We start from the raw sequence: 11,906 nt of genomic DNA, 5'->3' as shown, positions 1-11,906 counted from the left end.
GCCAGCTCATGTTTCTCCAGCAAACGACGGAAGTTGAGGATGGTGGTTTCGTCGGGAATGCGCTCCAGGCTCAGCCCGGCGAACTGACGCAGGATGGTCGTCTCGTAGAGCGCTTCTTCCATGGCCGGGTCGCTGTAGCCGAACCAGTTCTGCATCAGATGGATACGTAACATGGCCATCAGCGGATAGGCTGGACGACCACCTTCACCCTTTGGGTAGTGTGGCTCGATCAGGGCAATCAATCCCTTCCACGGCACCACCTGATCCATCTCGATCAGGAACAATTCCTTACGGGTCTGCTTGCGCTTGCTGGCGTACTCGGCGTCGGCGAAGGTCATCTGCTTCATGGAAAAACTCGGCTGGCGGGATCGGCGTATTTCACCAGATTCGGGAAGTCTTTTTCAGACCTTCCCTAGGTCGCTCCAGTGAATTAAGCGCTCATCTATCCAATTTTTCGTTCTCGGAAAAGCCAGCCATAAAAGGCCCGGTTTCTGACTCACAGTATTCGGTAGGCCAAGTGGAAATCACCCGCTCTACTCATGAGAGGATTATTGAGGTTTGCAACCGTGTCTGTGCTTCTCTGCAATAAACGCCTAACAACTGGTTCAGATTGGTCGCTTCGCTCATCAGGACGGGCTAAAGCCCGCTCCTTAACCAAGCGTTATGTTGTGCTAAGCCGATGACTAGGTTTTTAAGAATAGACCTCGCCCCAGGGTGGAAAGAGACGTTTTCGGCTTTTCCAGATGCCGAACCGTTTGATGCTGATGGAGAGCGCAATTACGACGTCAATGAGGATTTGTATCAAGCAGAGTTGCGAGCTAAAGATGGGTCAAATCTCATCTTAGACATCGGGTTTTATCAAACGGAATATAGAATTCTATTACTTAGGAACCATGACTGGACGTCGCCATTGATAAAACACACAGCCGAAAATAGAAGTGACGTGAAGAGAATTGCTGAAGAAATATCGAGGAGGCAGACAGATGTCCCAACATAACTCTTCGCTGAACCAGAACGCGCAAGCGCGCCTGTCAGCTTAAGCGCTAGCCGGCATGGCCATTGTCGTAGTTAGTCCATATTCTCATGAGTGGCCAAAAGCATTCTGCGCGATCCGCGAAGAGCTGCTGCACGTGCTGTCACCATGCACTATGGAGATTGAGCATGTTGGCAGCACCTCCGTGCCGGGCTTGGCCGCGAAGCCCGTCTTGGACATTTTGGTGGGCGCCCGAAGTCTTACGGCCATCGAATCGAAAGTTCCTGATCTGGTAAGCGCCGGTTACGAGTACGTCGCAAGATATGAACGGGAGCTGCCAAACAGGCGGTATTTTGTTAAGTCCACCGGCCCGCTGCGCGTGCATGTCCACGCGGTGGAGCTGGGCTCCGCCTTCTGGATAGAGCATCTGGTGTTTCGGAACCTGCTTCGTTCCGACAGAGTGCGCTTCGGTCGGCCTACCAGGAACTCAAGCTTAGTCTGGCGGCGCAATATCCATCGGACAAGAGCGCCTATCAAGCGGCAAAGGAGCCTTTCATCCAGTTGGCACTGGCAGCTGCTAAAGTGCGATGATGTGAGCTAGTAATTCATCCAAGCCGCTGCCGCTTTGTGGCGCGGCTTAACTCAGGTGTTAGGTACATAGTCAGCTGAACCACTTCGATATTGTTCGCAAGCAAGCTTATTGCCGGAACTCTAGCAGATGCTCTTTAATTATCTACTTGGATAATACCGATTTTAAAATATAAAGACGATGCCTATTCTAGTGAGTGGAGGAAAGTCCGAGAAGAGCCGGAGATTAATATATAAGCTTGGATAAATTATAAGAGCTAAATACTGGAAATTCTATCCAGTAAATAAAATACGTAAGAATAATGATGACAAACAAACTTTAGAAAATAATTTAATTATGAATATACTATTTATCTGTAGCCGTAATCAGTGGCGAAGTCCTACAGCTGAAGCAGTCTGGCGCAAACATCCAGGCATCAGTGTTCGGTCTGCAGGTACAAGCCCAAATGCTCGAAAAACGGTAGGTCCTTCGGACATACGCTGGGCGGACGTCATTATTGTCATGGAGCAAAAGCATAAGAGCAGGTTAGTGGCGGATTTTACTCGTCTATTGGAGCATAAGCCTATTCATGTACTGGAAATTCCAGACGATTACAGATATATGGACCCTGAGCTCGTAGCTATCCTGAAAGAATCTGTGGGCAGTTGTCTCTCTATCTAATAAAGGGTTCAGATTATCTGCTCCTGCTTACTAGGGCTTGGCTAAAGCCTAAACTTGCCCAAAAATTGTAAGGCTTGCATAGAGCTAACAGAGCTAGAAGAAGGCCAGCTTCTTGGGATTAAATTAGAGGCTGGCGAGTTGTTCGTACAGTTTACGACACTTACCTCCGATAATGAGAGAGTAACTGTCTTTTCTCATAATCGAGATACCTCAAAGATAAAGATTCGATTCTACGCATTATCGTTAAAGACAGGACTTTGCACAGTGGATGGCTTCGCGACTCTTGGAGAAATAGAGTCAATCTCATGCTGTAAGGGTCGCTATACTCTCGAAGGAGATTTTGGTGCAATTACAGTATTTGCAGATACAACCTTTATCCAACCAGCCCCTTTCTGAATGGGCGACGGGGCCTGCTAAAGCCTGCCGGTTATGTCTCAATCAGACAGCGTAAATGTCGCTCAAACCGCACAAGAATTTTGAGTTACTGCATCACATGATCCTTGCGCATAGCAGGCCAGGCGGCAGTTAGCCTGAGATTAAAGCTCAATGGCTGGCTGCGCTTGAGGCACTCGAAGCCATTTAGGCCATGAAAGTACACACATATCTGAATGTGTTAGTAACCCTTATTGATCATCATCAAAGATTGCCTCGATAGGCAAGGCAAAAATCCGTGCTATCTGAAAGGCCAGTGGCAGGCTAGGGTCGTAGCGGCCGTTTTCGATGGCATTGATGGTTTGTCGGGAAACGTCGAGCTGCGAGGCGAGATCGGCCTGGGACCAGTTACGTTCGGCGCGTAGCTCCTTGAGTCTGTTTTTCATCGGTAACGCAGCGTCGCTATTCTCAGCCCTATCATCCACATGAGTCCCATGATTGGCCACACCATGTGCCAGCTGATATGGGGAAAACCTACGTTTTCAAGAAACCCATAACTGAAGGTCAGCAGGGCGGAAGCTGCAAAGGCAAAGCCGAGCGCTTCAAGCTGGATGCGCAGGTACATCTCATCAAGACGGCGAAGCTGCCGGACGATTGCCCAGCACATCAACCCGGCCGGTACGATGGGCAATAAGGAAACCACTGTCTGTACTGCCAGACTGGCGCCTTCAAGATGCCGCAGTAGGATCAGGGATGCGACCAGAACGGTACTATAAAGAAGAAGTGCAGCGCCTAACTCATAGTGATACCGGGACATGTAATGCTCCTGATGTAAAGCCTACTTTCCATCATTGACCACTTTATGAGATATGTAAAGCAAACTTTACATAAATAATCGAATTTTGATTGGCCAGCCATACATGGCCTTGTGGGGATATACATTAAGAGAGCGAAGAGCTTGATTGCGTTGACATTCAAGGCAGAAAAATAAGGGGCTACGAGCTGTTGTCCAGTAGCGTAAGGCGGTAGCACGTAGAGCTGAAGCAAAACGGCCAGACAGATGTCTGGCCGTTTGGGTGGCTGTATCGCTTGAATATTACTTTGGTAGAGAAGTAATAGACTTGGATATCAAAGCGTTTCGGATTCTTTGATATGGGCAATCGGGCCTAGCAGGCTAGGATCGAATTCGGCCAGTGCCTGTGCATTCTCCACTTTTTGCGGCCAGTCGGGGTTGGCCAGCGCTCCGCGTCCAATGGCAATCAGATCGGCACCGTCTTCCAGCGCCTGTGCTGCCCGCTCCGGGTCATGCAATTTGCCGTTGGCGATAACTGTAACACCGGGTGCATAACGACGTGCCAGTGCTGCAAGGCTAGGACCTTCGCCAAAGGCAGGCTGCCATGCTTCGTGCTCGGTCACGTGGATGAAGTTGATACCCGCTTCGGCCAGCGTACCAAATACAATTTCTGCACCGGCTTCGCCTTCTTTCCATTTATGCTCGAAGTCGTTCACCTTGCCTTGGGAGATACGAATTCCCACCGGCACGTCAGCGCCGACTGCAGAGCGAACCGCTTTATACACTTCAAGGCTCAGCGAGAGACGCTGGCGAATATCGCCACCCCAGCGGTCATCACGCGTGTTGGTGTAGTTGGTAAAGAACTGATCGAGCAGGTAGCCATTAGCGCCATGGATCTCTATGCCATCGAATCCCGCAACCTCCACCGCCCGCTTGGCTGCCTGGGCAAAGCTGCTGATGACATCAGCGATGTCTGCTTCGGTCATTGCTTTTGGCAGGGGATAAGGGCCTTGACCACGGTAGAACGTCATCTGCTCGCCCTTGGGTTGGAGGGCAGAGGGGGCGAGGGTGTCGTTGCGAAAACGATTGCCCTGAGTCAGTGCGCCGGCATGCATGAGCTGTGCAAAAACCTTGCTGCCCTGGGCATGCAGGGTATTCACAAGAGGTTTCCAAGCCTGAGCTTGCACGTCATCGCTTATCCCGGGCTGATACGCATAACCCTGAGCGTAAGCCTGATCGGTATACAAGCCTTCCGTGATGATCAACCCAAACCCACCACGTGCAAAGCGCTCGTAGTAACGATTCATGGTGTCGTTCGGGGTCCCGTCCTCATTGGCACTGACACGTGTCATGGGCGCCACGGCGAGGCGGTTGTTTAACGATACGCCGTTTATATCGAAATGGGTGAAAAGTGTCTTGACCATGGGATGATGTCTCCAAAGGCTTTAATGCAAAGAGAAGTTTGCCAAGCCTTTATCGATAGGCTTGAAGAGGGGTCGTGTGGTTACGATAGCGAGATCTTGAGTGCTTCTGTAGTCTGCACAAGTGAGTAACCGGTATAACGGTAGGCGTTAAAGTCTATGGATATGAAAGATGTTGGCGTCCTGGCAGCCATTGCAGCGGCGGGGAGTTTGTCAGGTGCGGCCCGCCGCCTCGGCATGACTCCTATGTCCGTTTCACGTCGACTGGCGGCATTGGAGCGTGAGTTGCGGGTTCGGCTGATTCACCGCACGACCCGCTCCGTATCGCTGACGCCTGAAGGCGAGGCGTTTTTACCGTATGCCCAGACCATGCTGGAGGCTGAGGAAGCTGCACGTGCTACGCTTTCTCCAGAGGCCTCTGGTGCTCGCGGTGTGCTGAAGATCACCGCGCCAGCGGTTTTTGGCCGCACGGTGATTGCGCCTCTATTACCCCAGCTCTTGGCAGAGCATCCTGCCTTGAAGGTGGATTTGAATCTGAGTGATAACATTGTCGATATCGTGGGGAGCGGTATCGATGTAGCCATTCGCATTGCACCTTTGCGAGACTCGAACCTGATCGCACGTCAGCTGGCAGTCAATCCACGTGTGTTATGTGCCTCCCCACAATACCTGCGGCTCAACGGCACGCCTGTTAACTCAAGTGAATTGTCCCGTCACGCCTGTCTCCTGTTGAACGGCCTTCAGCACTGGCCTTTCATGGCAGGGCAGCAGGTGCGCTCGATTCGGGTGGAGGGGCGGCTTTCCAGCAGCAGCCTTGAAGGTATTCGTACTGCCTGCCTTCAGGGGTTGGGTCTGGCGCAGCTGACCTATTGGGATGTGCATGAAGCGCTGGCAGCCGGTTCGTTGATAGAGGTCAGCCTGGATGATGTACAGCCGCAGGCGCTGTCTATCTGGGCGCTGCTACCGACGCGGCGTTATATCCCACTTAGGGTAAAGGTCTTCCTGGAGTTGCTTGGAAATCGTCTGAACAGGTTTTGAAGGGTAGAGCATGGTATGGGTTCAGTGATGAGGTAAGAAGAATGCGTGCTAAATAAAAGCCTTTTGATATACCGTTCGTCGGAGTCAAGATTGCGAGATACCGTTTGTCTTATTACTGTTTATTTATACAGTAATAGCAAAGGAGGTCTCACCCATGTTCATGCTTGCCCTTTTACGACGACTCAGCCCTGAAAAACAGATCGACCCTGTCTGTTGGATGGCGCAGGAAGATTATCTTCATCTGGCGCACAGGCTTTCCGAGAGCACATTCCAACCAGCGGCTTGCAAGGATGCTGAAAACGTTGTCGTGCTCAAGGTAGGGCCACATGGACAAGCTCAGTGAAACGATCGACTCGCTTGATCTGCAAGTCATTCTGTTCCGACCACAATCATCACTGCTTCGTTATGATCACTTACTCAACGAGACGTTGGATAGGTTACGTGGCGTTCTAGCAAAAGCCCAGCAGGCCAATCACCTGCAAGGCAAGCCATATAACAAACCAGTCCTCGTTGATACTTACAACGGTCTGGTCAAGGCCCATCGGCACATCTCCCGCTTTAAGGCATTTAATTCGGTTCGGCATGCGCGCCTGGCTTTGCTCAGGCTACTGCTCAAGCCGCTGGCCGGAGACAATCTCCAGCTGACCCATGCCCTGCGCAAAGCGGGAGGCATGCCATGAGCAATGTGGTAGCGCTCGAGGGCCTGCTTGATAGTCGTCGGGTCTGGAAGGGCCACGGCGTTCAGGTCAGAATAGGCACTCAGCCAACCGGATATGCGGAGCTGGATGAGCGATTGCCTTTTGGCGGCTGGCCTGAGGCTGCCTTGACTGAGATCCTGTTGCCCTATACCGGAATAGGGGATATCAAGCTGCTTTGGCCTACGCTTGCCCGGCTGACGCAAAGCGGTGAGCGAGTTACCTTGATTGCACCCCCTTACTTGCCTTATCCCCAGGCCTGGATCGCCGCTGGGGTCGATATGGGCTTGGTAAGTATCGTCGAAGCCAAGGGGCGGGAAACCTTATGGGCTGCAGAGCAATGCCTTCGCTCGGGCAGTTGTGGTGCGGTACTGTGCTGGCCGGAACGTGCGGATGACAAGGCGCTACGCAGGCTACAAGTGGCGGCCGAGACCGGACAGACATTGGCATTTGTCTACCGCAGCCTTGAAGAGGCTGCCAATCCATCACCTGCTGCTCTACGGCTGGTGATAGAGCCCAGCCCGCTACAGCTGCGCATCCTCAAGTGCCGTAGCGGTCAACCGAAAGCACTGCCTCTTCCTGCGGCTGCCTGGCGCTAAGGGGGCCGCTATGAAATGGGCGTGTATCCTGCTGCCACAACTGGCGCTGGACGGTGTGCTGCGTCACCGTCCCGAATGTACCGAACCCCTGGTCTTGCTCGGAGGTACGCCACAACGGCGCGTCCTGCGTGCAGTCAATGCCCGTGCCAGGGCGTTGGGGCTGGCGCCAGGGTTGACCCTCGCCGCTGCACAAACCTTATGCCCGGGCTTTGCAACAGCCGAATACGATCTGGACGATATCGAGCGCAACCAGAATCTTCTGGCTGCCTGGGCATATGGCTTCAGTGCCCAGGTGAGTCTGCATTATCCGCGAGCGCTCCTGCTCGAAGTTGAATCGAGCATGCCGTTGTTTGGCCCCTGGCCAGCCTTTTCCAGACGCCTACGTGACGAGTTGGCGGCGCTCGGCTTCAGCCACCGTATTACCCTGGCGCCCAATCCTGTATCCGCGCGCATCATGGCCAATGTCTCGGATGATCTGGTTATCGCGAACGATACGGAGTTGTGGCAAAGGCTCGGCCCCTTGCCGCTGGACCGGGCTGGTCTGGATAACGCTCTGGTGCAATCGCTTGGCCGTATGGGGTTCAGACGACTCAGGCAGGTAATGGATCTGCCCAGAGCCGAAATAGCCAGGCGCTTTCCCGCCGGTTTGCTGACCCAACTCGATCTGTTACTGGGTAGAAGGCCATTGGCGCTGGGCTTCTACCGGCCGCCTGATACCTTTGATACGCGGGTAGAGTTTAACTTTGAAGTGGAGTCGAACCAGCAACTTCTATTTCCGTTACGTCGCCTGACGCTGGATCTGGCCATGTACCTGGCCGGGAGGGATAGTGGTGTGCAGCGCTTCATGCTGTATCTGGAGCACCGTGCGCAACCGGATAGCCTGATCACGGTAGGACTCCTGACACCCGAACGGGATGCGGGCCTGTTGTTTGAATATGCCCGTGGGCGGCTGGAAATCCAGCAGGTTACGGCGCCCATTCTGGCGTTGCGGCTGGTCGCGGAGCAACTTCCACCCTTTGTACCGGAGCACCGTAGTTTGTTTGAACCGCGACCGCAGCAGACGCTGTCATGGGAGCAGTTACGCGAACGCCTCAGAACACGCCTTGGTGATTCGGCCGTCTATGCGGTTGGCGGCCAGGGGGATCATCGGCCGGAGGCATCCTGGCGCCAGGATGCCAGATCATGTGATCTACAGATGCTTGCCCAGGGGAAGCGCCCGGCGTGGCTGTTACGTGAACCTATTCCACTGGGCGAGGCGGCACCCCGTATTCTGGCCGGCCCCGAGCGGATCGAGTCTGGCTGGTGGGACGGCAGCGATATACGCCGGGATTACTATCTGGTGGAGCTTCCCAATGGCCGCCTGGCCTGGGCTTATCAGGCAATCGCACAGCGGCCGGGTTGGTGGTTGCATGGGTGGTTTGCATGAGCGCTGGTTATGCGGAGCTGCACTGTTTATCCCAATTCAGTTTTCAGCGAGGCGCCTCCAGTGCCGATGAGTTATTTGAACGGGCCAAACGCCTGGGATATGAGGCGCTGGCCATTACGGATGAGTGCACGCTTGCCGGTATCGTACGCGCCTGGCAAGCCGCACAAGCACATGGCCTACCTCTGATTGTGGGTGCTGAATTCTGTATCAGTGAAGGTCCCAAGGTTGTGCTGCTGGTGGAAGACCTGGGCGGCTACCACCATCTGTGCCGACTGATTACCCGAGCGAGGCGCCGTGCGGAAAAGGGCCGTTATCGTCTGCTCAAGGAGGACCTTACCGATCACTGCTCGGGACTTCTGGCGATCTGGCTGCCTGACACGGACGACAATGCGCAGGGCAGCTGGTTGAGCGAGTGCTTTCCCGGGCGCCTATGGGTAGGTGTCGAGCGACATTATGGTCCGGATGATGCCGAAAGATGGGTAAGGCTTCAGGCGCTAGGCGCCGCCCTGGATTTGCCTCTGGTCGCCTGTGGCGATGTGCATATGCACGCACGAGGTCGACGGGCCTTGCAGGACACCATGACCGCCATTCGGCATCATGTAACGGTCGCCGAAGCTGGGCAGCGATTGTTCCCCAATGGCGAACGCCACCTGCGTACGCTGGAAACACTGTTTGAGTGCTATCCGGCAGCGTTGCTGGCCGAGTCGGTGAAGATTACCCGGCGCTGTCGTTTCAGGCTTACCGAACTACAGTATCACTATCCTTCGGAGCTGGTGCCCCAGGGGCATACGCCCAGTAGCTGGCTACGCAGGTTGGTAGAGCAGGGCAGTATCTGGCGGTGGCCGGAAGGTGCGCCGGACACTGTTACGAAACAGCTGGATCGTGAACTTGAGCTGATCTGCCAGAAGCGGTACGAGAGTTATTTTCTGACCGTGCATGACATCGTCCGCTTTGCACGAGAGCAAGGCATTCTCTGTCAGGGTCGGGGCTCAGCAGCCAACTCGGCGGTATGCTTTGCCCTGGGGATTACCGAGCTTGACCCGACGCGAATCAATTTACTGTTCGAGCGGTTTATTTCCCATGAGCGAAACGAGCCGCCAGACATCGATGTGGACTTCGAGCACGAACGCCGTGAAGAGGTCATCCAGTATGTCTTTCAACGTTACGGGCGCACACGTGCAGCCCTGACGGCGGTGGTCAATACCTACCACGCGGCTGGCGCCGTGCGTGACGTGGCCAAGGCGCTGGGCTTGCCGGCGGATCAGATCAATGCCCTGGCTGAATGCTGCGGTCGCTGGAGCGATCGTATACCGCCTCCGGATCGCCTGCAGGAGGCCGGCTTTGACCCGGAGAGCCTGTTGCTCAAGCGAGTGCTCGTCTTGGCCGGTGAGTTGATTGGCTTTCCACGGCATCTCTCGCAGCACCCAGGTGGATTCGTCATTTCGGAGCAATCACTGGAGACGCTTGTACCTGTAGAAAATGCAGCGATGGCCGAGCGTACCGTTATTCAGTGGGACAAGGACGATCTGGACGCCATGGGGCTGCTAAAAGTAGATATCTTGGCGCTGGGCATGCTTAGCGCGCTACGCCGCTGCTTCGATCTGATTGGGCACTATAAGGGACGTGAACTTACCCTGGCCACCATTCCCCAGGAAGACCGAAAGACCTATGCCATGATCAGTCGTGCAGACACTCTTGGCACTTTTCAGATCGAGTCACGGGCCCAGATGGCTATGCTACCACGGCTCAAACCACAAACGTTTTATGATCTGGTCATCGAGGTGGCAATTGTTCGTCCCGTGCCTATCCAGGGTGATATGGTCCATCCCTATCTGCGCCGCCGTAACGGCGAGGAGCCTATCGCTTATCCCTCCCGCCTGAAGCGTGTATTCGAGCGTACCTTGGGGGTTCCGCTGTTTCAGGAGCAGGTCATGGAGCTGGCAATTGTGGCTGCAGACTACACGCCTGGCGAGGCCGATCAATTACGTCGCTCCATGGCCGCCTGGAAGCGCCACGGCGGACTGGAGCCGCATCGGCAAAGACTGACCGAGCGGATGCTTGCCAATGGCTATACCCTGGAATTTGCCGAGCGTATTTTTTTGCAGATTCAGGGCTTTGGCAGTTATGGGTTTCCTGAATCCCATGCAGCCAGCTTTGCGTTACTGACATATGCCAGTTGCTGGTTGAAATGCCATGAGCCGGCCGCTTTTGCCTGTGCCTTGATCAATAGCTGGCCCATGGGGTTTTATAGCCCTGATCAGGTGTTACAGGATGCCCGGCGACACGGTATTGAAACGCGTCCAATCGACGTCTGTCACAGCCATTGGGACTGTAGTCTGGAGCAGGCAGACACCGACCAGCCTGCAATCCGGTTGGGCTTGCGAATGATTCGAGGGCTTTCGGAATCAGCCGGACGCGCTATTGAAAAAGCCTGTACGGTACAACCGTTTTTGAGTGTGGCCGATCTGTGCCTGCGAGCAGGGCTCGATGCCAGAGCGCGTGAATGTCTGGCAGACGCTGGCGCGCTCAAAAGCCTGGCGGGGCATCGCTACCAGGCCCGCTGGAATATGGCTGCTATCGAGCCGCAGTTGCCTCTCTTCACAGAGGGCGCAGTGGTGAGCGAGGAACACGTCAAATTACCAGAGCCTACTGTGGCAGACGATCTGTATACTGACTACGCCGCTACAGGTACTACGCTGGGGCCACATCCATTAGCACTGCTTAGGGCTGAGCTCAGAACTCGCCGGCTGCTTGATTCGCGCGAACTTGCCGAGCGATATCATGGGCAGCTCTCGCGCATTGCCGGCCTCGTCGTTGGTCGGCAGCGCCCTGGTACTGCCAGTGGCGTCACCTTTGTAACGCTTGAAGATGAGTATGGAATGGTCAATGTGGTCGTATGGCGTGACCTTGCCGAGCAGCAGCGACGCGAACTGCTGCAGTCGAGGCTGCTGCGTATCGATGGTACGGTTGAACGAAAGGAAGGAGTGCTTCATCTCATCGCGGGTCGTCTTACAGACCTGAGCGAGCTGCTTGACGGACTGGATACCCGGAGCCGGGATTTCAAATAGTGAGGTTAACTGCGGGTAAGGTGCGTTGGGTCTGAGCCTATCGTCGCGCTTGCCTAGCTGACCTTGAGCACTGTCGTATTTTTATACGAGAGCCGTCCGCCTAGTTGCAAACAACCTTTTTAACCCAATGCGTCAGTGTGAATGCTGATACACGTAAGGGCGTGCCAGAAGCCAATCAAGCAAGGCGTTATAATAGCTATGTTGATAGCATTATGATCTCATAAAGACGCAATGAAACTTAAATTTAATGCTATTGAAATAATAGTGTAATA

At 54.3% G+C, this 11,906-nt stretch carries 11 protein-coding genes and 1 pseudogene; 8 read left to right on the top strand and 4 right to left on the bottom strand.

Translation table 11 applies throughout. The annotated features are described in order from the left end of the window. Positions 1-347, bottom strand: a 347-nt coding sequence (locus HMPREF1487_RS20620; protein WP_010798667.1) for an IS5/IS1182 family transposase, incomplete at its 3' end; no start/stop codon positions are given. A gap of 705 nt (positions 348-1,052) precedes the next feature. On the opposite strand from HMPREF1487_RS20620, the pseudogene HMPREF1487_RS28490 reads away from it, so the two are divergent. Beyond that, positions 1,053-1,421: pseudogene (locus HMPREF1487_RS28490) on the top strand (GrpB family protein); the annotation flags it as partial. Then, the gene (locus HMPREF1487_RS28485) at positions 1,388-1,564 is read left to right on the top strand and encodes a GrpB family protein (RefSeq protein WP_371106398.1); all 177 of its coding nucleotides are present in this window, start codon (positions 1,388-1,390) and stop codon (positions 1,562-1,564) included. The pseudogene HMPREF1487_RS28490 and the gene HMPREF1487_RS28485, both read left to right, overlap by 34 nt. A 1,281-nt stretch (positions 1,565-2,845) precedes the next feature. Here the strand turns inward: HMPREF1487_RS28485 and HMPREF1487_RS20605 are convergent. From HMPREF1487_RS20605 to HMPREF1487_RS20595, 3 genes are all read right to left on the bottom strand, one after another. Further along, complete coding sequence (locus tag HMPREF1487_RS20605; protein WP_010798664.1) at positions 2,846-3,040, bottom strand: helix-turn-helix transcriptional regulator; 195 nt, start codon at positions 3,038-3,040, stop codon at positions 2,846-2,848. After that, positions 3,037-3,411, bottom strand: a complete 375-nt coding sequence (locus tag HMPREF1487_RS20600; RefSeq protein ID WP_010798663.1) for a hypothetical protein — start codon at positions 3,409-3,411, stop codon at positions 3,037-3,039. The genes HMPREF1487_RS20605 and HMPREF1487_RS20600 overlap by 4 nt, the downstream gene beginning before the upstream one ends. Before the next feature lie 311 nt (positions 3,412-3,722). Continuing rightward, entirely contained in the window at positions 3,723-4,811 is a 1,089-nt protein-coding gene (locus HMPREF1487_RS20595; RefSeq protein WP_010798662.1) for an NADH:flavin oxidoreductase, read from the bottom strand. A 156-nt stretch (positions 4,812-4,967) separates the two neighbouring features. Here HMPREF1487_RS20595 and HMPREF1487_RS20590 point away from each other — a divergent pair, with 156 nt between their 5' ends. The 6 genes from HMPREF1487_RS20590 (at position 4,968) to HMPREF1487_RS20565 (ending at position 11,634) form a co-directional block, all read left to right on the top strand. Further along, the gene (locus tag HMPREF1487_RS20590; RefSeq protein WP_010798661.1) at positions 4,968-5,846 is read left to right on the top strand and encodes a LysR substrate-binding domain-containing protein; all 879 of its coding nucleotides are present in this window, start codon (positions 4,968-4,970) and stop codon (positions 5,844-5,846) included. Between the two features lie 154 nt (positions 5,847-6,000). Then, positions 6,001-6,189: a hypothetical protein gene (locus HMPREF1487_RS20585; protein ID WP_010798660.1), complete on the top strand. Its 189-nt coding sequence runs from the start codon at positions 6,001-6,003 to the stop codon at positions 6,187-6,189. Next, complete coding sequence (locus tag HMPREF1487_RS20580) at positions 6,173-6,526, top strand: hypothetical protein (protein ID WP_010798659.1); 354 nt, start codon at positions 6,173-6,175, stop codon at positions 6,524-6,526. The genes HMPREF1487_RS20585 and HMPREF1487_RS20580 overlap by 17 nt, the downstream gene beginning before the upstream one ends. Next, on the top strand, positions 6,523-7,140 hold the full coding sequence (imuA, locus tag HMPREF1487_RS20575) for a translesion DNA synthesis-associated protein ImuA (protein WP_010798658.1): 618 nt from the start codon (positions 6,523-6,525) through the stop codon (positions 7,138-7,140). The genes HMPREF1487_RS20580 and imuA overlap by 4 nt, the downstream gene beginning before the upstream one ends. A gap of 10 nt (positions 7,141-7,150) precedes the next feature. Then, positions 7,151-8,566 (top strand): Y-family DNA polymerase, encoded by a 1,416-nt coding sequence (locus tag HMPREF1487_RS20570; protein ID WP_010798657.1) that lies wholly within the window; start codon positions 7,151-7,153, stop codon positions 8,564-8,566. Continuing rightward, positions 8,542-11,634, top strand: coding sequence for an error-prone DNA polymerase (locus tag HMPREF1487_RS20565; RefSeq protein ID WP_218186945.1), 3,093 nt, complete (start codon positions 8,542-8,544; stop codon positions 11,632-11,634). The genes HMPREF1487_RS20570 and HMPREF1487_RS20565 overlap by 25 nt, the downstream gene beginning before the upstream one ends. The last annotated feature ends 272 nt before the right edge of the window (positions 11,635-11,906 follow it).

Source organism: Pseudomonas sp. HPB0071 (assembly GCF_000478505.2).
Lineage (GTDB): Bacteria > Pseudomonadota > Gammaproteobacteria > Pseudomonadales > Pseudomonadaceae > Chryseomonas > Chryseomonas luteola.
This window is presented reverse-complemented; position numbering and strand designations above follow the sequence as displayed.